Genomic DNA, 20,400 nt, shown 5'->3' on the forward strand with positions numbered 1-20,400 from the left:
GAGTAACTCGTTAGTTTGTTTGACGCCGGCGCGTTGCTCGCAACTCATCGTCGTAAACCGATTGATAGGTCTTCACCATGGCCGACATGCTGAACAAGGCCTCGACCCGCGCCCTGCCCGCTTGCCCCATGGCAGCCGCCCGCGCGGGGTCGCGTGCCAAGGCGAGCAAGGCCGAAGCCATTGCCTGCGCTTGGCTGGCGGGAACCAGAACACCCGTTTCACCCACCTGCACCAAATCGGCGCTGCCCCCCACGTCCGTAGCAAGCACAGGCAAGCCGCATGCCATGGCTTCCAGAATCGTATTCGAAATACCTTCTGCCAATGAGGGCAGAGCAAAGCATTGCAGCCCGCGCATGACATCCGGCACATCGCTGCGCTCGCCAGGCAGCCAAGCCAAGTCAGTTAAACCGGCCTCGTCCAGCAAGGCTTGCGCCTGGGCCCGCAAAGGCCCCTCGCCCACCATCACCAGACGCAAGCGGCGCCGCAATTCGGGCGCTTGCTGCAGCGCGAGCACAAAGGCTTGGGCCAACATTAACTGGTCTTTGACGGGCGCCATGCGGCCCACAGTGCCAACGATCCAGTGCCCCTCGGGCGAGAACGGGCAACCCAGAATTGCAGCGGTACCTGCCGGCCCAGGCGCAAAGCGCAAGGTGTCGACCCCGTTATAGGCCTGCGTGATGCGTGCGGTCGGCACGTGCACAGCGTCCTGAAGATAGGCCGCGAGGTCTCGCGACAGCGCGATGTAACGTTTGACGAAAGGCTTGTAGAGCCGCCGCGCCCATTGATGGCGCCGGTTGCTGCCGTCCAGGTCCGTCACGTCGCGCCCATGTTCACCATGAATGCGCACCGGCACCCCCGCAGCCCAGGCGGGCAATTGCACCTCCAGTGCAGCAAGGTTGCGGCTGTGCACCACGGCTGGCTTCAACTTCTTGAACAGGCGGTACAACTCAGGAAAGAGCCAAATGCCGTGACCGGGCTTTTTATGCAGGGCAAAGAATTCAACATCCTGGCGTTGGATGCGATGGCGGAAATCCGTCACCTCCGTCAAGGCCAACACGGCGTGCCGATACGCATCGGCAGGCATGTGGTTGATGAGGTTGACCACGCCGTTCTCTAGACCGCCCGTATCGAAGCGATACATCACATGCAACACGAGCGGACGCGTGTCGCCCACGCCAGTTGAGGGGGTGCATTCAGCGGCTGAATGGCCGGCTTTTGCCCCGTTCATGACGATGCGCCTTTCGGCGGAGCCACAGGCTGCGCGGCATCGGTATGCGCAGCAGCATCGCGGCTGTTGCGCAACAAGCTGTCGATCCGGCCCCAGTTGTCGCTCAAATAACGCTCCAGCAGTGCGTCATCGGAGCCGGCTGTAGCCTTGTCGACGGCCAGCACCACCACAGCTGCATCATCACCTCGCCCCAACAAGCGGTAGCCAGCGCCCCACAGCTTGGCTTGCCAATCACGGGTCAGGGGCCGCCCGTTGATCCAGTAAAACTGCCAGACACGCAAGCGCTTGTCCTGCGCAGCTTCAACGCCCGAGGATGCCAGTGAAAATCCCCGCAACTCGGCCGCCCGAACGATTGATGGCCCACTCCCCGTCGTGCGCTCGCGCAGCGCAGCGCTGACCTGAGCCCACTTTTTATCCTTGGACTGCACCAGAACGTTGTTGGAGCTGATCAGTTTGCTGTCGTAATGCTGATGGCGGTAGTAGCCGAGATACACCCGGACTTCCTCCCCCTCTGGCGTCACGTAGCTGGCCTGCATTTCAGCACGAGGCTTCTCAAATGCCGGCTTGAAATCGATCTGCGGTTCCGCGCGCTGTGTCCAACCGTTGCCGTTCAAGTCAGCGGCGCTGAGCGTCACCGGTGCGCCGCTACCCTCGCCCACCAATCTGTGCAGCAAGCCAAGCGGCACGGCCAGCAGCGCTACCAAGGCCACGGGGGTGATCCACAGCAAGGCAGCATTGGCGGGTTTTGAAGCGCCACAGTCCTGCGGCGCGGCCTGCGGCTGTGACTCGGCAGGCGCAGGCCGCGGATCCGGATCTGGCTCAGCCCACCGGGCACCGATCATGAACATGGCGAACATCACGATGCCAAAGAACACCCAGCCGTAAATCAGGTGGTCCGCCCCAGTGGCCAGCTTGTTGCCCGACAAATGGCCCAGCATCACGATCAGATAAGCGCGCACCCAATTGGCCGCCAAAGGCAAGGCAGCAGCCACCCCTACAAAGATCCAACGCCGCTTCAACGAGCGGTAGTTGAGGTAAGCAAACAAGGTGCCCACCATGACGGAGGCCATCAAGTAGCGAATGCCGCTGCACGCCTCAACCACCGACCAATTGCCCGACGGAATGATGAATTGCAACCCCTCACGAAAGACCGGAATCCCCGATGCACGCAAGGCAGCGACCGTGAAGTTCGCTGTCCACTCCATCAACTGCGGCATGACGAATTCGCCAAATGGCACGCAGAAGAACAAAAAGCCTAGCGGGAACGCAATGCTGCGTGCTACCGGCCAGCCCAGGGTCAGGGGCACCACCAAGATCAGCAAGGCGGTGAAGGCAAACTGTGTCGCCGCGTTGACCGCCACCAACTCCCCCAGCAACCAGACCAGCGCCGCCACCGCCATCGGCCCCAAAAATCGCCAATCAGGCCACGGCGACAGGGCAGCAAGCACGGCGCGTTGGCGCCAGATCAACCACAGTGCAATGGGCGGTACCACAAAGGCATGGGCGAAAGTCTCGGACCGGTTCCAGATTTCCACCATGGCCAAGCCGGTGTCTTGAAACAAGAACAGCACCGCCGCCAAGGCCAGCAAGAAACCGGGCAGCGCACGCCGCCAGTCCGGTGAAGGTTGCAACTCTGAACGCGTCATGCCCGGTGAACCTCCTGCAAGGCGCGATTCAAATGAAAATCGATTCCGGACAAGCGAGCCTCCCAGCTGTAATGCGCCAAAACACACGACCGGCCAACTGCGCCCATGGCGCCAGCCGCCGCGGGATTTTGCAGGAGCCACTCGATCTGGCTCACAAACTCTGCCGGCTCGGTGGCGGCGAGCAAGTCGCGCCCTTCTACGCCATCAATGGCTTGCACACAGGTGCTGGCAGCCACCACAGGCCGCGACATGGCCATGGCTTCAAGAATCTTGTTTTGGATGCCACGGGCCAAGCGCAGGGGTGCCACGATCACGGCGGCGTGTTGCAAATACGGGCGGACATCGGGCACCGTGCCGGTCACGCTGATATGGGGCCCCGCCAAGGCTTGTACGGCTGGCGACGGGCTACGCCCCACGACAACAAAGTGCAAATCGGGCCGCTGCCGGAGCAAGGCGGGTAAAACCTCTTTGGCAAACCAGATGACCGCTTCCGCATTGGGCCAATAGTCCATCGCCCCGGTAAAGACCAAGGGCGTCTGCCCCGCCGGGAATGGCGAGGCCCGTTGCGGCACGGGGGCAAAGTAGTCGGCATCCACGCCATTGCCCAGGGTCTCAAGCCGAGCGGGGCTTTCTGGTGTCAGGCTCTGGAACAGGGCAGTTTCTTTCTCGGTGACGAAGAACGAACAGGCAGCGCGCTCTGCCGTGGCGCGCTCAAATTCAAGCAGCTTGCGGCCTTCACGGCGGTAAACCCAGGACATCGGCCAAGCATGAGCCTGTGCGTAGTCGGTCCATTTGGCCGAGTCCACATCGACAAAATCCACCAGCATCGGCACCTGGGGCTGAACGTCCTGCACCGCCTGGGCATATTGAGCCATGGGCGACGAGAAAACGACAATGGCGTCAAATGCCTGTGCTTGTGCAAGCTGCGCAATCCAATGGGTCAGCGCCGGGTTGCGATAGAAAGGCAGGCTCAAGGCCTCACCAGTCACCAGACCGCGTGCAGATTTCAATTTGACCATGCGGGGTTGAAGTGTCTGCGCACACAGGTCAGCGCAGAACGCGCGTACCGTCTCCACATATTGCAAATCGTCAGGATCATCAACAAAAGTGCCCAAAAATACCTCGTGCCGCGCCGCGAGATGTTTGAGCAAATGGAACGACCGCACCTTGTCCCCCTTGTTGGGGGGATACGGCAGGCGATGCACCAAATAAAGAATCTTCGCCATCGATCAGGCGAGGTTGCGCACGATGAAGGGACCCAGCCAGTTCGCCACACCAATGGGCAACTTACGCCAGGCCTTGATGAGCAGTTGATACTTGGCGTTGGACGGATTGTTCTGCGGCACCGCGTCACGCTTGTACAGGCAGTATTCGTAATGCAGTGGCGTGGGCTCAAAGCCCCAGTTCTTCTTGAACGAATAGGAGCCCGTGCCCTGCTTGCTCCGGCCATAGTCAAAGACCTTGAGACCCCGAGCACAAGCGCGGCGCATCAACTCCCAATATTTGAAGTCATTGGCAGCCAGATCCCGGGCCGATTCGTCGTCCCCGGCGTAGTACGGCAGCACTTCGTCGCGGAAGTAAAAGCTCAGCACCGAACTCAAGGCCCGGCCGGAGATGTCGGTGACGGTGAGTACCTCCGCGTCGGCACCAAACTCGTCCAGCAAGGCTTGAAAGTAGCGCTTGGGCATGGCGGGCGTGCCATGCCGATGGACGTTGTCGGCATACAGGGCGAAAAACCGAGTGGCATCAGCGTCGATATGGCTGAGCAGCCCATTTTTGATGCCCTTACGAACCATGGCACGCTGCTTGCGCGGAATGGCCAGCATATTGGCCTCTTCCTCCGGCAAGATCTCTTTACGAAAGGTCACATAGAGGTCTTGCTTAGGCCACTCTGGGTGGCGCGGCGTGACGTTGCGAAACTCCAGGTGGTCGACACCCAAGTCTTGCGCAATGCGCTGTGCTTGTTGCTCAAGCGCCGCCGCTGCTTGCGCAAGCTCCGCAGCCACACCGCCGTAAACGGTAAAGGGCAAAGCCACCAAAGAGTGCCCGAACAAGCGGCTCTTCACTTGCCCCAGCGGCAGCACGCCAACGATCTGCCCATCACGTTCAGCATACAAAAAGTAGGCCTGATGGCGGAAGACCTCCTCCACCATGCGCAACCATCCGGCACGGTGGAAAAAGGTGGCTTGAGGCGAAGCGAGTACAAAGGCGTCCCACCGCTGCGCAGTGGCCACGTCGCCCGATACAAGCCGCTTGATCTCGATCGCGCTAGTCATTCAAAGGATCCCGCTTTCGGGCCGTGAGGTGCGGAGGAATTGGCGTCAAGAAAAATCTCGTCCATACGACCCCACGAAAAATCACGCAACAAATGGGCGATGCGGTCAAGAGTGCGTGGAATGTTGACGTAATGCCTGAACCGCGTTTTGGCATCAATCCCCGCAATGCGTGGCTGTTCGGTGTCAATCTCCCAGGGATGGAAATAGAACACAGCGGCCTGCTGGTCTTGCGCGTTAACCTGCTGAATCAACCACCGCGAAACCGCATAGGGCAGCAAACGGAAATAGCCGCCGCCGCTGGAAGGCAGGTTTCGATTGAATTTTCGCAAGGTGGTGACAGGCACTTCCAGCAGGCCCGGGCGCACGGGATAGGCAAACCGCGGAGAGTTCGGCATGCCGTAATGGTCATGCTGAATGGGGTAGACGCTGGAGCTGTAGCGGTAACCCTGCTCCAGCAACACATCAAAGGCCCAGAGATTGCCCGCACCGATCGAAAAACTGGGGGCCCGGTATCCAACAACCGCCTGCCCGCTCAGGTCTTCCAGCAACTTTTTGGCTCGGCCGATATCCGTCGCAAATGCCTCTGGGGTCAGGTCACTCACCCGCTCGTGGCCGTAGCCATGGCTGGCCAGCTCGTGGCCGCCAGCCACGATGGCGCGCACGAGTTGCGGATATCGCTCTGCAATCCAACCCAGCGTGAAAAACGTGGCTTTGGTTTGATGGGTTTCGAACAGCGCCAGGATGCGGTCGATATTGGCCTCGACTCGGCACGCCATCGCAGCCCATTCGCTGCGCGCAATGTAAGGCGCGAACGCCGACACCTGGAAGTAATCCTCCACGTCGACGGTCATTGCATTGCGAATCGGTCTTGTCCTTGTGGACATCAACATATAAACCTTGATCTGGACGAATTGGCGCCAACCCGAAGGACTGAGCCAAGCCGCCGACATTCTTTGCGGGACGACAAGCGGTTCAACACGCATCAATGATCAATGCGATTTGACCGCCTCCACCAATTTCTGAAGAACCGCCAACGTCTGCATCTGGGCTCGTTCCAAACGGGCCAAACTGGTTTCGATTCGCTGCAATCGATCCGCCAGCGCCTCTTGCCCCATGTTGGCGAACTCACTGGACAAGCCTGCCGCCGCGCTGGCACTCAAGCGCAGCCGGGACGCGTCAATCTGCACATCTCCGCCAAACCCCAGCGCACCAGCCAACTCGTCGCGCCCGCCGGCCGCCTGGCTGGGTTCACCCGGCACGACCCGCTCCTGGGCGATGTCTTGCAAGGCTTCGTCCACATCAGACAAGGTCAGATGCGTCTTGCTGGCCATGAAACCGAGCAGCAGCAGTCGATCGCAAAGCGAATTGATGCGCCGTGGAATGCCGGCGGTGGCCTTGAAGATGGCAGGAAAGGCGTCTGCGTCAAAACTGGGTTTGCCTGTGCTGCCCGCGCATTTCAGGCGGTGCTCGATGTAGCGCTGCGTTTCGTCTTCGTCCAGCGGCCCAATGTGGCAGGTGGCAGCAATGCGCTGGCGAAACTGTTCCATCTCAGGGCGCTGCAGAATGCCGCGAAATTCTGGTTGTCCCACCAAAAATGTCTGCAGCAAGGACTGATTGCCGAACTGGAAGTTGGACAACATGCGCAGCTCTTCAACCGCGCGCGCGCTCAAGTTTTGCGCCTCATCAACAATCAGCAGGCAACGCTTGCCCTGGCTGGCTTGACTGACAAAAAAGGCTTCCAGGCCCATCAACAACTCTGACTTGGCCAGGTCTTTCACACGGATGCCAAACGCCGCACCGACCAGACGCAGAGTGTCTTCCGCGTCGAGTTGCGTGGTGACCAGATTGCCGATCACGACGTTGCTGCGGTTCAGGCTATCGAGCAGGCCGCGCAGCAAGGTGGTCTTGCCGGCGCCGATTTCGCCTGTGATGACGATAAAACCGTCATTGCGTAACACGCCATAGTCAAGGTAGGCCTTGGCGCGCCGATGCTGTTTGCTGCCGAAGTAGAAGCTGGGATCAGGGCTCAGCTGAAACGGCTTGCTGCTCAGCCCGTAGAACGATTCGTACATGGGCTAGTTGAACTCGTGAGAGAAAGTGCCAAACACCGCATTTTCGCGATAAGAGGCCGCGCTGTTGACCCCGTCGAACTGGGCGTGGCGCAGGCCCAAGGAGTAGTTGGTTCGCAAATTCAAACGACCCGTCCAGTTGGCAATGATCGAGCGCAGGGTCGTTGAAAAATTGCTGCCGTCGCCGTGGCTCTGTGTCTGTGTATAAGCCACATTGGCGCTGGCCGTGGGGGTCAATACATGCGCGACATTGAGTGTGCCGCTGCGTTGCACCACATTGCCGCTCACACTGCTGCTGGCGACCGGCACCACACCATTGCCCAGTTGCCTGGTCGCGGTTTGAAGGGCGGTGGCCGTCACCGTGGTGCGCAGCATCTCCACGGAGAAGGACACCACCTGGTTGTGCGACAAGGTCGGGCCACCGGTCAAGAAACCGGCGCTGGCCAAGGAGTCTGGCGACAAACCCAAAGTTGTGAGGGCATTGCGAACCAGGACATCTCGTTTGACTGGATCGGGTTCAATCGATGCATACTGCGCGAAGAGCAGCTCGTAGTTGGTGTTCTGCCCCACCGCACCAGACGCCAAGGCGGTTGACACGTTTTGCGAGTCAGTCATCCGCCACGAAGAGCGCGCCATACGGTGCTCAAAATTGACGGTATGCGAATTGCCGTAGTCGTGGCTCTGCCAATCAAACGACAGGGTCGTGCGCGGAGAAGGAATCCAGCTGGCGTTGGCGCCGTAGCTTTGACCCTTGCTGGCCGTACCCGTCAAATAGTCGCTGCGCTCACGTCCACCATTGATGCCAAGCTGGAATTCAACATCTGGCTGATACTTCAAGCCCACCAGCACCAGTGCTGAGTTATTGATGACGCCGGTCCTGAAGTGCGAGCGTGTCGAGGTGCCGTTGACCCACCATCCCAAGAGCCCGCCGCTGACGCTATCGAGTCGAAAGTTTCCACTCGTGACGTCGTTGTCGCCGACGATGGAATCTTTGGCATTGGTCTGCGAATAGGTTCCACGCACCTCATAACGCGCCACGCTAGCCAAACGCCCGTGAACCACGGGTGACAGACTGAAACTGGCGACTTCTGTGCTATTCGAATTGGCCAGCGAGTGATCGATGCTTTGAGTACCAAAGGCCGACGTGAGCTGCTGCCCAATTGACGCATTGGCGTCCACCAGGAAAAAATTCTCAATCAACTCCGCCGTGCCACGCGCGGTCAGGGCTTGCTGGTTGCGATTTTTCTGGTTGCTCTTGGTGTAGAGAATTTCACTGAGCGAATAGTCGAGCGTTCCCCGCAGGCGCCCTGCCGTGCTGCTCATAGAGATGCCGGGCGACACCATGGTGATCAGCGCGGCATCCTTGGCAGTCGACGAGAGCGTATTGTTGTCCGTGACCGTTTCAGTGACGGCGATACGGGGCGTGATGTGTGAGCCTGTTCGCGCCGCCGCCGGTGTATCTCCCGCAGCGGCGGCCTGCACCTGAGCCGAGGCATGGGAAGTCAAGAGCGCATACAGCGCCGCCGACAACACAGCGGACGACGCCCAAGCTCGGTGTGGGCAGGGTACCGGGATCTGCGGCAGGTTCAAGCGCAGGCGATCAGCGCGGGGTCGATTCACTGGCATACCCATAACCGTAGCCATATCCATACCCATAACCTCCCATTGCATTGGCGCTTGACTGGTTCAGCAACATCATCTTGAGGGGGCAGGATTCAATGGCTGAGAGCGCTTGCAGCACGGCGCTTTGCGGTGTCTTTTCAGCTTGAACGACCACCACAATCTGGCCCATGTGCGAGGCCAGCACACGGGACTCCGTCGTTAGCAACAAGGGCGGCGAATCAAAAATAATGATCCGGTCCGGATAGCGCCGAGCCATGTCATCCAACAAGTTGCTCATTGCATCACTCGCGAGCAATTCTGTGGCGCGTGGGTGCGGCGTTCCGCTTGGCAATAGCGTTAGCTTGTTGACATTGGTTCGCAACAAGACACTGGCCATGTCGACCGAATCTTCCAGCACATCCAACAAGCCAGGGCCTTGCGGCAAACCCAGCATGCGGAGCACAGAAGGACGGGCAACATCGGCATCAACCAACATTACCGTGTTATCCAATTCCGCCGCAATGCTGAGCGCCAAGTTCAGCGAAGTGAAACTCTTGCCCTCACCCGGCAACGCACTGGTCACCATGATCAGATTGGCGTGATTGAGCGTCACAGGGCCTTTGCCCATCGCATTTTTGATCAAGGGACGTTTAATCACCCGGAATTGATCGGCAATATGCGAGCGCCCCGCATCAGGTGTCAAAAAACCCTGCGCGGCCAAGGCGGCAAGATCCAACTCAACGCGCTTACTAGCTGGGTGCGCCGCTTCTTCGGTCGAACCCGTATCGACCGCACCCGCACCCGCAATGGTGTCAACGCCTACATCCGCCGACGCGTGCGTCTGCCCCTGCAAATCGTCTGGCATTGCAACCCCGGCTTGCCGCAGTTGCTCCAGACGTTGCGTTGCTTGTTCAATCAGGCTGCTCATATCAACCCCCCTGCCGATTCATCAGGAAAGCCATCACAGCCAATCCAATTACAAAAAGTGCGACCAAACTGCCAGACGCTATGGTGAACCTGATCAGATCAGTACGGTGCCGCCGCCTGTCCTCATCGGTGATCAATCGGGTGACCACGCCAAGAATTGGCAGGTCAACACGAGCACGCAAATCATTCACGTCATAGAACACCGGGCGAATCTGGCTACCAGCAAATGCCGCAAACAGCCCCAACGCGATGGACAGCAGCATCGCCACTGCCATCAGCAATAGTCGATTGGGTGCGACCGGCTTGGGATTCACTCGGGGTGGGTCAATCAAACGGAAGTCAGCCACACCCGACGCCACATCCAACTCGCCTGACATGGCGGCAGACTCGCGCCGCGACACAAGGTCTTCGTAGTTCTTCTTGTGGATGGCGTAATCCCGGTTCAGTTGGGCGCCTTCAGCTTCCATTTGCGGTGCAGTTTTGACTGCTGCCATGGCCTGCGCATAACGGCTTGAATACTCGTCTACGCGTGCCCGCATGGCCGCCACCTGCACTTCGTAATTGGCCAGCAGGCGGCCCATTTCCTGGTAGGCCAGATTGGTGCTGCCGCCACTCGGCCCACCCAGCAAAGGTGCAGCCATGGCCGCCTTACGGAGCTCAATTACTTCCTTGCGTTTTTGCGCTTCAAGGTCTTTGATGGTCTTGCGTGCGTTGATCACGTCCGGATGCTGATCGGTATAACGCTGCAGCAGTGCATCCAGATTGCGGTTCTGCGCATCGATGCGGGCATCGATTTCGGGGGTTGCAACCGCAGTGGCGGATTCTTGCAAAAGACTTTGAACTGTGCCGGTGGCGCCGGTGCCCTTGCGCTCGGCTTCAAGTTGATGTCTCGCGGCATCGCGGGCGTTCACGGCTTCACGGTAGTCCAGCCGGGCGCGTTCCAATTGCGCGCTGATTTCGCCGAGCCGAGCGGCTGAATCCTTGCCCTCGCCAGCCATCGTTTGAATATTGCGCAGCCGGAATTCCTTCAGGCGACTCTCCGCCTCTTCCAGTTTTGCCTCGTAGCTCTTGATTTGTTCGTTAATGAAGGTTGTCGCGGTCGCGGTGTCTTTGCGGCTCGAACCCAGGCTCGATTCAAGAAAGATGGAAACAAAGGATTGCACGACCCGCTTTGCACTCTCTTGATCACTGTCCCGGTAGGACAAGGTATACAAATTGTCGCGCGCCGTACTTTGAATGGACAAATTCTTAGTGACCGTGTCGATGGTCGCCTCCTGTTCGGCCTTGGACTGATTTTTCAAATCCAAATCGGCCATCCGGACCAACTTTTCGACATTCGGGCGGCTGATCAGCGTGCGACTCAGCATCATCACTTGCTGCTCAACATTGGGCTGCACGGCCAAGCCCGACATCAAGGGCTTGAGAATCGACTGGGTGTCAACGTAGATCCGCGCGCTGGCTTCATACCGATCCGGCAAGACCAGCACCACCACGGCGCCAAGGACCCCCGTGATCCACGCAACCGCCACGCCAGTCCAACGGTATTTCCACATCGACCGGGCGATGGCGAGCAACTGGGCAATCAACACATTCATTGAGACGACTTTGTAGGTTCACCGCAAAAGAATTGCAGCGTCTGAAAATGAAAAATAAGCGCCTAGATGGGCAATCTATAGACAATCCATAGGCGATCAAATTGACCTTCAGGCAAAGCCTGAAAAGGCAAGATCACCGTCAACCCGTGCGATCACTCAGAACAAGCTTTGCGGAATGATCAGGATGTCGCCAGGGCGCATTTCCACATTGGCCGACACATCGCCGCGCTTGACCAAGTCTTTCAACCGCACTGAGTATTGTTTGTTGCCCTCGGCGGAGCGGACGATACTGGCGTCGTTGCCTGCCGCAAAATCGGTCAAGCCACCCACAGCGATCATCACGTCCAAGACCGTCATTTTTTGCTTGTAAGGCAGCGCCTGCGGCTTGGAGGCCTCGCCCACCACCCGAATCTGCTCGCTGTACGGTCCCACAAAACTGGTCACGATCACGGTGATCACCGGGTCACGAACATACTTGCTCAACTGCTTTTCAATGTCACGCGCGATCTCGGTCGAATTTTTGCCTTGAGCGACCAATTCGTCGATCAGGGGCGTGGAAATTTTGCCATCCGGCCGAACAGGCACGGTCATCGACAACTCAGGATTGCGCCAGGCGATGATATTGAGCGAGTCGCCCGGGCCAACGATGTAGCTATAGCCATCAGTGGAGGCCGCGGCCGGCGCTGCCGGATAGCGCCCTGCCGTCGAAGCACAACCCGACAGCAACGCCGCTGCAGCGGCCGAGCCAATCACAAACACGGAACGAAGGCCGCGCAACCAGTTGACAGATCGAGTAATCAAGGCAATCCCCTCTTCAAAATTCCACTACCGCACCGGCCACCCAGACCGTGAATGGCGTGATTGAACCACACGTACTTAACGGCAAAACGAAAAGATGCGGTGGGTACACAACTCTTCCGTGACTCATTGCCCGAAACAGTCATGACCAGCCACAAAAAAACCAATACAAGTCGCACCTATGAGGTGAAAAATTACTTTAATCTTTCACTCTTTGCACAAACACACCTTCTGTCATGGGCTTTCAACCACTCAAGGTAAAGTGCTCGAAACGCCGAATGACGCAGCATTCAGTCCGCGACGTTATATCGCCCCGGAGAAATAACATTATCAGGATCGAAGACGTTCTTCAGTTTTCGAACCGTCGACCAATATTCAGCACTGACGCCAACAACCTCGGACATCATGTCCACGCGCGCCCTGTAGACCTCCAGCCCCCTCGACTTGACGTAGGCGTGCAAGGCATCTGCGCAGGCCTTGGCCCGCATACATGCTTCAGCATCCGATCGATCGAACAACAGATTGGTAACGGCAACCATCGAATTCTCTGTCTCGATATTGATCGTGACATAGAGTTCATGAGAAAACGTGGTCGCGAGCGCAACCATACCCTGAACCACCGAAGTCGAAAACACCCCATTCATGGGTAAAGCTGGGCTGACAAACAAGACGCCGCAATTTGACTCCGCCAAACGCTCGGCGGGCAAATCCGTGCGACCGAAGCGCCACAACAAATTGTCAATCGCCGCGTCCGTTGGAATGCCTGACGCCAAACCGTGCAGCGGGCGGATAGCTGCAATGGCTGCCGCATTCGCCCTGGCCCAGGGAATCATGCGCAAAGAATGCAGTACGGCGTAGCCCAAATCCAATTTATCGTCATCGATGAACGTGACCCGCGAAATACCTCGCATGCGCGACTTGATTTCAGCCATCGCCGCAGCCACTTGCCGCGATGTGCCTGAAATGCCGCCCAAACTCGTCCACTGATCGGGCGCCACAATCTCCAGGGCCCGCTGAGCCTGCTCGCCCAGCGCCTCACCACTCAACCCTGCATGCGCCTCGAGATAGCCAACAATACCGTGCATCAAACTCGCACGGGTGCGAGCACGATTGCCCACATGGGTAACGCTGGACATGATCCGCTCACGCTTCAACTGGGCCAGCAAATTCAGAAACAGTGGCAAGTCACGCTCATGGCGCAGCGCCAGAGACACCGCAACTTGTTTAGGCGGGCGCGGCAGCAAGCGAAAACAGGCACTGGTCACGACGCCGAAATTCCCCTGAAAGAACAAGCCATCCAACATAGGCCCCAAGCCGAAGGGATGACAATGCGCCAGCGGCGAATCGTCCCCCAGGCGCCGAAATCCGGTGCGCAGCAATTCGCCCGCCCCTGTGACAACCTCAAGCCCGAACAAATCGTCGCGGCGGGGGCCCAAATACCCGACACCGCGGTCCAGCGCGTTGCCAATGACGCTGGTTTTGCGTGCCGAACCCGTGACATTGAACATCAGGCCGGGCTGCCGCCGAAGCAGAAAATCCGACAATTGCCCCTGGGTGACCCCAGGTTGAATGACCGCGACGGGATGATCCAATGAGATTTGGTCTTCATTGAGAATCTGGTTCATCCCCCCCAGATCCATGAGTTCAACGCCGCCCGACGCCCCCTGGCCGTAGCCCCAATTCAAACCCGTAGAAACAGGATGCAAGGCTACCTTTCGAGCGCGCGCCTGCAAAATCAGCGCCCGAACCTCTGCCACACTGCGCGGGCGATGCACCACACCATCCCAAGGCCCCCAAGTAGCCTCCCAGGACCCGACATCCGACTGCACTTCTTGTTGTCGATTCATTTCCCGCACCCCTTGGGAACTGTTGCCAGCCCCATGATCTGGCCCGTCATTGGGCTCGCTATTTTTCAAGCGCGCACTACGCTGCGGGCCTGACCCAGATTACAACACTGAAGAACGCCACCCAGTGTGTCGGAAATCTTTACAAGTTCTTTAACGCATTGACAAAACAATCTGTCACATCGTTGATTTTAAAGACATTTTTATGCCTGGCATCGTTCCTGCTTTAGATCCAGTGCTTCTTTTTCTAACCGGGGTAAGCAAAATGAAATTCAAACTTTCTACCGTTGCAGCAGTGTTGGCACTGACTGCCTCGTTCGGCGCACAAGCCAGCGTGATCGCTATGGCCGACCTGACGATCAACACAATGTTGATCGTGGACAGCGCAAACAAGCCTTTGACTGGCGCCGACATCAGCGTTGTCAGCGGTAGCCGCACCAGCACCGACACCGCCGCATTGAACGGTGTGACCGTTAGCCACAACGGTACTGCTAGTGCCACGGGGACTGCCGATGCATTGAATGCCTGCGTCGGCGCTTGCGGCAATGCAGCACTGCTTGCTGCTTACGGCGGCACCTTGGAAAACAACACGACAACGCATATCGGATCGCCTGTTCTCCCCGCGCTGAGCTATGCCTTGGGCGACAGCATCATTGGCGGCAACGCGCTGGCAGGTGGTGCAGCAGGCTTGACTCGTGCAGATGCTCAAATTGCAGGCGCCACCAATTCAGCCAACTCCAACGGTAATTTGCAGAATTCGATCGCGTCAACGGCTATCTTCACGGCAAACACCACAAAGACTGCCCACTTTTTCCTGGACTACAACACCTACGTCCGCACCTTCATTGACGCCGTTCACTATGGGACCACCGGTGGAGCAATTGCCAGTGCTGGTGTTCAGTTCACTCTGTCTGTTCGCGATACCACAGCTGGCTCGACAGTATTGAATTGGAACCCGGACGAGTTGAACCAAAGCGCAACAACTGACACGGCCATTGATGGTCCTGAAAATACCATTGGGTCCGCAGGTTTCATCAATTCAGCCGACGTTGTGCTCGTTGCCGGTCACAAATATCAAATGACTGTCACCCAAAACAGCTCGGCCAACGTCAGCGCCATCCCTGAGCCAGCTAGCTTGGCTCTGGTCGGTTTGGGCTTGACCGCCCTGGGCTTTGCCCGCCGCCAAAAGAAAGTTCGTTAATTTAACGAACTTTTGATGGAGAAGGGTTCTGACTTGTTCAGAACCCTTCAATGAAAAAGCCTCGCAATGCGAGGCTTTTTGTTTTTTTGGTCAATTTTCTGCCTGATTTTTCTAAACCGCCAGAGAATGACGTTGAAGGTTTAGCGCCACAGCGACCAAACTCACTCCGGCCTGACCAGTAATCGTTTTACTGACTCCACCGGAATGGCATAGCTGATGCCACTGGGGTGCGACAAGGCGGTTTCACGTGCCCCCTTGATCAACACCATATTGATCACGCCAACGACTGCACCGGTATTCAAGTCAAAAACTGGGCCGCCGCTATTACCGGGATACGCGGTGGCGTCAAGTTGCAGAATATTGAAAGTTCCTTGCCTCAGTTGCCGAATAAATTTTTCATTCAAGGCTTGCGCCCCGGCTTGGGGTAAGGCAATGGGTGCGATGGACGAAATCGTTCCCCGATGGGTGACCAAAGAAAAGCCCAAAGCGCCGCCAATGGGAAAACCCATAAATGCAACCGACGCCCCTTCTTGCGCCAATTGGTCGTTAGCCAAAGGTAAAACAGGTATTGCTGGCCCGTCAACCTTGAGCAAGGCCAAGTCGTGCTCACGATCAATTTTGAGAACCTGCACTTCGCGTTGGGTCCACTTATTGCTCGTTGCGCCGGGCGAGGCCGTTTGGACAATCAGGCGTCGTGGAGACGGGTCGTCCTCCAAAACATCAGGCAGTACGTGTGCGTTGGTGATCGCCAGATTGTTGGGTGCCACCACAAATCCCGTACCGCGAAACAAAAAACGCGGACTGTCGGTCTCACCGTAGGTGCCGATCAGCAATACCGAGGGGCGTGCATTTCGAATCAAAGCCGGTAGGCTCCCGCCCTCCCCCGCAGCGCGGTCCGCGCCATACGATGAACCGACAGCGGTAACTGCAGCGGCCAACACCAGCATTCGTCGAGTCAAATTCATGCCTGACCTCTTCATTTCAGTGAATTTCAGACAAATCTGAGGCGGTTTGCCCCATTTCCAGTGCGGTAACACAGGCACGCCAAACGGCATCCGGTTCTTCAATGCGGAAGCCATAGAAAGACTTCCCTTCTGCCACTTTGCACCGCAGGGCGGTCGCCTTGACTATTGAATTATCCGCCTTCCCTAGAACGATATGTGCGGAGCCAGAGGCTTCCAATGGCACATCGCCCCTGCCTTCAGCTTGGAAGCCGGACAAGGAAATTTCGATGATATTCAATGCAAATTCTTTGGATTCACCATCAACCAGCATTTGAATTTTTGCGGGGCAGCGGATCGAATACCGCTGATGACGCCGCAATGGGTGCGATTGCAACGCGGTCCCGGACATCATCGGCAAGACCGACCGGTACTCCACCAAATCATAAATCGACCACAACAACGACTTCTTACGGTCATCCATTTGCTCAAACACTTTGCTCTTTTCATTGAAGAAATGATTGAGCAATGCGGGCGTCATGACCGGATCATTGGTTGTGAAATATCGCCGCTTAGGGAATTTTATGTTTTCGAGCTTCAGACCGAAAAAATAGCGGTGAAGATTTTTTCGCGTTGGGCGCCCTTTGTAAGCTGCGCGAAAAATGTCTGAAGCGTGATATAGATCGAGCGTTGCACCCACAGCGGGGGCACCATTGGCGAAATCGTATTTATCAACTACGTTGGCCTGCAGCCGTTTGAAAAACAGCAGTGCTTCATACAATTCAATTTTTTCAGGATTGACTGCGATGACGAGGTGCCGAGTGTCAAAAAACTCCGTGCAGTATTCATGCATGAATTTCATCAAAGGGAATAAGATCGCGCCCCCTGTTTTTCTGAAATCCGGATGCACCGCCAATGCCGAAATTTCAGCAATATTTCCACCGTTGGCACGTACATTTTCCAGATCAAAAACCGATTGCAACGGGAAGCCGAATACCCCCTCTCGAATCATCGAAATTGTCCCGACAACTTTGCCATCATATTTGGCACACAAAGTCGTGGTCGTTGGCAAGGCGTGATAAATCGTGACGCGCATCCCAGAGGGGTCGGGCACCATGAAACCACTGCTCACATAAGCATCATGCAATAGCTTGAAGCAGTCAGCCAACTCCTCTTCGGTGTCTGCAATCTTAAGGACCAGACGCTGGTCTGGCGCAGGATCGCAATCCACCATGCGGCGATAAATTCTGAAGCGAACTTCCGTCGGCAGAATCGCGAAAGCTCTGCGCAACCCTTGGTGGAATCGCTTTCGCAGACTTGATCCACGAATTTTGGCCATACGCAATGTCTCCCAAATTGTTTGTCGCGGCTTGTTCGTTCAAGTGAAGTAAAGCATTGTGTGCCGTTAGGCCACAAGGTCTTTTGCCCCGATGACGCCGCCCCGTATTGAGTCGTTTGCACTGCTCTCGGTAACGGGGCAAAAAATCTTGCCGATCAAAGTCCAACCGAAAGCCGCTTTACTTCATCCTGAGCCGCAAATTTTTCACCCAGATCCGCGAGCTTCTTGAGTTCGACTTTGGCGTCGGCCTTCTTACCCGCTGTCAGATAAAATTTGGCCAAATGCAGTCGGTGCAAATATGCCTGAGGCTCAATCTCAACCGCTTGTTTTTGTACCTCAATAGCACGTTCTATATTGCCTTGACTTGCATAAATGTCAGCCAAGGTATCCAGCAAAGGTGCTTGCTTGGGCTGGAGCTTGACGGCATTTTCCGCAAACTGCAAGGCAGCCGGGTTTTTTTCGCGATTAAGCAACCAGGCCACGTTGTTCATAGCGGCCGCATTATTTGGTTGTATTTTCAATACATTCCGATAATAGGTTTCGGCTTGAGCATATTTTTTGCTAGCCAGCGCTGAATCACCCAGGTAGTAAACAAATGCAACGTCAGAAGGATATTTTTGGGTCCAGCGACTGACAAAGGTGTCGGCTTCCGTCCCTTTATTTCCCATCACATACGTATGGTGAAGTTTGATGGCCAAATCGGTCGAGGGGCTTTTGTTCAGCGCAGCCTGATACGCAAGGGCCGCAGCCGACCAATTTTTGAGTGCTTCTTCAACTTCGGCTTCAAGAACTTGCCCGGTGATATCGCCGGCATGTTGGGTCTGAACCGTCTTGACCCATTTGCGCGCGAGGTCTGGCTTTCCGTCGTCCAGGGCCAAACCAATCAAAATGCGTTGAGCGGGTAAATAATGGTCGTTCAACTCCAATGCACGTGTCAGGCTTTGGCGTGCCGCCGGCCGATCTTTGGTTGCGACGTATAACTCTGCCAAGGCCATATAAGGATTCACTGATGAAGGCTGAAGAACGGCCCATTTATTCAAAGAATCCGCTGCTTGTGCAGATTGGCCATTCAATTGCTGAACTTGGGCAAGCCCTGCCAGCATATTGGGCTGGTCTGGCATGGCTGCTACCCCATCTTGCGCAACGGTCAAAGCTTGCTTCAATTCCTTACGATCCAATAATTTTCGAATCAACAGCAAGCGGGGCCCGGGTTCTTGCGGGCTGTCTTGCGACATTTTTTTCAAGGCGGATTCAGTATCGGCCGCATTGGCTCCCAAACGAGACTGCAATTCAATCAAGCTTAGCTGGGCGGGCACACTCTTGGGCTCTTGGACAAGATAGGCCTGGAAGCGCTTTGCCGCTGCGTCCAGATGCTGGTCCTGTTGATCAAGTGCAGCCAAGCCAGTGACGGCGGGATAGAACTTGGGGTCAAGTTTCAGCGCACCCTCAAAGGCAGTTCGTGCTGCCACCTTGTTTCCGCGAGCCAATTCCAAGCGTGCACGCAAATTCTCGGCAAGCGGGCGATCTGGCTGCTTCTTGGCAATACTGTCAATGGCTTTTAACGCTGAATCCCATTGCTGGCGACTAATAAGGAGACTGACCAAGGCAAGGTCTGCCGTTACCTCCTTGTCAGCCGCGGAAATTGCCTGTAATTCATCAAAGCCCTTTTCATTGCCTTTTGAAACTTGCGCAATGGCCAATGCGATACGGCTTTTTACATCGCCGGGATTTCCCTTAACGGCCTTTTCGAAGTTAGCTTCAGCCAAAGCACCCTCACCCAACTGCATATATGCCTCTGCCACCAGAGAATATGCAGCAGGTACAGCGGTTTTATCAGCCAACAAAGGTTGTAAAACTGCCACAGCCTTGTTAGGTTCCCCGCCTCGCAAGTAAATTTGCGCGAGCATCATGCGGCTGGAAGTTTGCATGGCCGGCGGCGCACCTTTGACGAACTTCGTCAAATGGGTCTCGGCTTGAACCAAAGAGTTACTATTGAATTCAACGGCGCCCGCCAACTGCAAAGTTCGCAGATTATCGGGAGAAACCTTCAGCAAATATTGCGATTGCTCCTGCGCTGTTTTCAGATCCCCCGCCTCCAAAGCGATCATGCCTTTAAATAGGCGGGTTTGCGGATGATCCGGGAATACCTTAGACATTTCATCCAGGTCTTTTTTTGCAGCAGCTGTATTCTTCTGACTCAACTCCGTCCAGATGATTGCAGAATAAGACAAAAGATTTTTCTTATCCAACTTAATAGCTTGCCGATAGGCCGCCAACGCTTCATCTGCTGCATGCCGGCTTTCCAGCAAGGCGTCGCCCTTCAGTTGCATGGCTTCTGCATTTTCAGGCGCTTGAGCGATGACTTTCGCCAAGGTTTTATCAACGGCATCAAAATCCCGTTGGTACATCTGCATTTTGGCTTGAAGCAGTTGCGCTGAAATATTGTTGGGGTCTGAAGCGAACGCTTGATCCAAGGCCTTTTTCGCCTCGGGCGCTTTGCGCAATTGGGCGTAGGCGAAGGCCACAGTTGCCCGCAACTCAGCGTTGGCTGCAGCTGTAGGTATCTGCGTATCGGCATAACGGGACACCAGAGGCTCGAGTTTGCCTTGCACAAGCAAGCTCTTGGCCAGCAATGGCACGACATCATCTTTCGAGCGCCCCAAGTCTTGCGCCTTGGTCAACTCGACTTCAGCGCCTGCACCGTCGCCTGTATCTAGCAGCAATTTTCCAAGCAAATAGCGGGCCTCGACATTGCTTGGCTCTTTCTGCAAAACATTTTTCAGCTCAATAACCGCAGCATTAGCTTCATTTTTTGATATATGTTGCTTGGCCGAACTCATCATGCTCTCGGCCGAACCTCCGGAGCAGGCAGCAAACAGCAGCGGCAAACTCAGAATCACTGGCGACAAAATCTGTTTATTGATTTTCATGCAC

15 protein-coding genes and 1 pseudogene are annotated in these 20,400 nt (G+C 56.4%); 1 reads left to right on the plus strand and 15 read right to left on the minus strand.

The window, feature by feature from the left end; genetic code table 11:
* Positions 1–10: 10 nt before the first annotated feature.
* The 12 genes and pseudogenes from PRZ01_RS13305 to PRZ01_RS19315 all read right to left on the minus strand — a co-directional run.
* Positions 11–1,228, minus strand: coding sequence for a TIGR03088 family PEP-CTERM/XrtA system glycosyltransferase (locus tag PRZ01_RS13305; RefSeq protein WP_273597287.1), 1,218 nt, complete (start codon positions 1,226–1,228; stop codon positions 11–13).
* A complete protein-coding gene (gene xrtA, locus PRZ01_RS13310) occupies positions 1,225–2,874 on the minus strand; it encodes an exosortase A (protein WP_273597288.1) in 1,650 nt (549 codons plus the stop codon). Before xrtA ends, PRZ01_RS13305 begins: the two co-directional genes overlap by 4 nt.
* Positions 2,871–4,100, minus strand: a complete 1,230-nt coding sequence (locus tag PRZ01_RS13315) for a TIGR03087 family PEP-CTERM/XrtA system glycosyltransferase (RefSeq protein ID WP_273597289.1) — start codon at positions 4,098–4,100, stop codon at positions 2,871–2,873. The genes xrtA and PRZ01_RS13315 overlap by 4 nt, the downstream gene beginning before the upstream one ends.
* A 3-nt stretch (positions 4,101–4,103) precedes the next feature.
* A complete protein-coding gene (locus PRZ01_RS13320) occupies positions 4,104–5,150 on the minus strand; it encodes a FemAB family XrtA/PEP-CTERM system-associated protein (RefSeq protein WP_273597290.1) in 1,047 nt (348 codons plus the stop codon).
* A complete protein-coding gene (locus tag PRZ01_RS13325; RefSeq protein ID WP_338111472.1) occupies positions 5,147–6,001 on the minus strand; it encodes an XrtA system polysaccharide deacetylase in 855 nt (284 codons plus the stop codon). The genes PRZ01_RS13320 and PRZ01_RS13325 overlap by 4 nt, the downstream gene beginning before the upstream one ends.
* A 138-nt stretch (positions 6,002–6,139) precedes the next feature.
* Positions 6,140–7,222, minus strand: coding sequence for an XrtA/PEP-CTERM system-associated ATPase (locus tag PRZ01_RS13330; RefSeq protein WP_273597291.1), 1,083 nt, complete (start codon positions 7,220–7,222; stop codon positions 6,140–6,142).
* 3 nt (positions 7,223–7,225) lie between these two features.
* Complete coding sequence (locus PRZ01_RS13335; protein ID WP_273597292.1) at positions 7,226–8,839, minus strand: TIGR03016 family PEP-CTERM system-associated outer membrane protein; 1,614 nt, start codon at positions 8,837–8,839, stop codon at positions 7,226–7,228.
* Positions 8,820–9,749 carry an XrtA-associated tyrosine autokinase gene (locus tag PRZ01_RS13340; RefSeq protein ID WP_273597293.1) on the minus strand — a complete coding sequence of 310 codons (930 nt, stop codon included), beginning with the start codon at positions 9,747–9,749 and terminating at the stop codon, positions 8,820–8,822. The genes PRZ01_RS13335 and PRZ01_RS13340 overlap by 20 nt, the downstream gene beginning before the upstream one ends.
* Before the next feature lies 1 nt (position 9,750).
* Complete coding sequence (locus tag PRZ01_RS13345) at positions 9,751–11,343, minus strand: XrtA system polysaccharide chain length determinant (protein ID WP_273597294.1); 1,593 nt, start codon at positions 11,341–11,343, stop codon at positions 9,751–9,753.
* Between the two features lie 156 nt (positions 11,344–11,499).
* Positions 11,500–12,141, minus strand: coding sequence for an XrtA/PEP-CTERM system exopolysaccharide export protein (locus PRZ01_RS13350; RefSeq protein WP_409993855.1), 642 nt, complete (start codon positions 12,139–12,141; stop codon positions 11,500–11,502).
* A 290-nt stretch (positions 12,142–12,431) separates the two neighbouring features.
* The gene (locus PRZ01_RS13355; protein ID WP_273597295.1) at positions 12,432–13,445 is read right to left on the minus strand and encodes an FAD-binding oxidoreductase; all 1,014 of its coding nucleotides are present in this window, start codon (positions 13,443–13,445) and stop codon (positions 12,432–12,434) included.
* 120 nt (positions 13,446–13,565) lie between these two features.
* A pseudogene (locus tag PRZ01_RS19315) lies at positions 13,566–13,988 on the minus strand (FAD-binding protein); the annotation flags it as partial.
* Positions 13,989–14,190: 202 nt separating this feature from the next.
* Here PRZ01_RS19315 and PRZ01_RS13365 point away from each other — a divergent pair.
* Positions 14,191–15,186: a PEP-CTERM sorting domain-containing protein gene (locus PRZ01_RS13365; protein WP_273597297.1), complete on the plus strand. Its 996-nt coding sequence runs from the start codon at positions 14,191–14,193 to the stop codon at positions 15,184–15,186.
* Positions 15,187–15,347: 161 nt separating this feature from the next.
* Here PRZ01_RS13365 and PRZ01_RS13370 read toward each other — a convergent pair whose 3' ends face one another.
* From PRZ01_RS13370 to prsT, 3 genes are all read right to left on the minus strand, one after another.
* The gene (locus PRZ01_RS13370; RefSeq protein ID WP_273597298.1) at positions 15,348–16,151 is read right to left on the minus strand and encodes a S1 family peptidase; all 804 of its coding nucleotides are present in this window, start codon (positions 16,149–16,151) and stop codon (positions 15,348–15,350) included.
* Between the two features lie 16 nt (positions 16,152–16,167).
* On the minus strand, positions 16,168–17,466 hold the full coding sequence (locus tag PRZ01_RS13375) for a GNAT family N-acetyltransferase (protein ID WP_273597299.1): 1,299 nt from the start codon (positions 17,464–17,466) through the stop codon (positions 16,168–16,170).
* A 155-nt stretch (positions 17,467–17,621) separates the two neighbouring features.
* Complete coding sequence (gene prsT, locus PRZ01_RS13380) at positions 17,622–20,396, minus strand: XrtA/PEP-CTERM system TPR-repeat protein PrsT (RefSeq protein ID WP_273597300.1); 2,775 nt, start codon at positions 20,394–20,396, stop codon at positions 17,622–17,624.
* Positions 20,397–20,400 lie beyond the last annotated feature (4 nt).

This window comes from Roseateles koreensis, assembly GCF_028595305.1.
Classification (GTDB): Bacteria; Pseudomonadota; Gammaproteobacteria; order Burkholderiales; family Burkholderiaceae_C; genus Paucibacter_A; species Paucibacter_A koreensis.

What these genes read in the sequence shown, in the direction of transcription:
- PRZ01_RS13370 (WP_273597298.1), bottom strand. Translation starts at nt 16,151, where the DNA reads ATGAATTTGACTCGACGAATGCTGGTGTTGGCCGCTGCAGTTACCGCT.
- PRZ01_RS13365 (WP_273597297.1), top strand. Translation starts at nt 14,191, where the DNA reads ATGCCTGGCATCGTTCCTGCTTTAGATCCAGTGCTTCTTTTTCTAACC.
- PRZ01_RS13375 (WP_273597299.1), bottom strand. Translation starts at nt 17,466, where the DNA reads ATGGCCAAAATTCGTGGATCAAGTCTGCGAAAGCGATTCCACCAAGGG.
- xrtA (WP_273597288.1), bottom strand. Translation starts at nt 2,874, where the DNA reads ATGACGCGTTCAGAGTTGCAACCTTCACCGGACTGGCGGCGTGCGCTG.
- PRZ01_RS13325 (WP_338111472.1), bottom strand. Translation starts at nt 6,001, where the DNA reads ATGACCGTCGACGTGGAGGATTACTTCCAGGTGTCGGCGTTCGCGCCT.
- PRZ01_RS13305 (WP_273597287.1), bottom strand. Translation starts at nt 1,228, where the DNA reads ATGAACGGGGCAAAAGCCGGCCATTCAGCCGCTGAATGCACCCCCTCA.
- PRZ01_RS13315 (WP_273597289.1), bottom strand. Translation starts at nt 4,100, where the DNA reads ATGGCGAAGATTCTTTATTTGGTGCATCGCCTGCCGTATCCCCCCAAC.
- PRZ01_RS13345 (WP_273597294.1), bottom strand. Translation starts at nt 11,343, where the DNA reads ATGAATGTGTTGATTGCCCAGTTGCTCGCCATCGCCCGGTCGATGTGG.
- PRZ01_RS13320 (WP_273597290.1), bottom strand. Translation starts at nt 5,150, where the DNA reads ATGACTAGCGCGATCGAGATCAAGCGGCTTGTATCGGGCGACGTGGCC.
- PRZ01_RS13340 (WP_273597293.1), bottom strand. Translation starts at nt 9,749, where the DNA reads ATGAGCAGCCTGATTGAACAAGCAACGCAACGTCTGGAGCAACTGCGG.
- PRZ01_RS13330 (WP_273597291.1), bottom strand. Translation starts at nt 7,222, where the DNA reads ATGTACGAATCGTTCTACGGGCTGAGCAGCAAGCCGTTTCAGCTGAGC.
- PRZ01_RS13355 (WP_273597295.1), bottom strand. Translation starts at nt 13,445, where the DNA reads ATGTTGGATGGCTTGTTCTTTCAGGGGAATTTCGGCGTCGTGACCAGT.
- prsT (WP_273597300.1), bottom strand. Translation starts at nt 20,396, where the DNA reads ATGAAAATCAATAAACAGATTTTGTCGCCAGTGATTCTGAGTTTGCCG.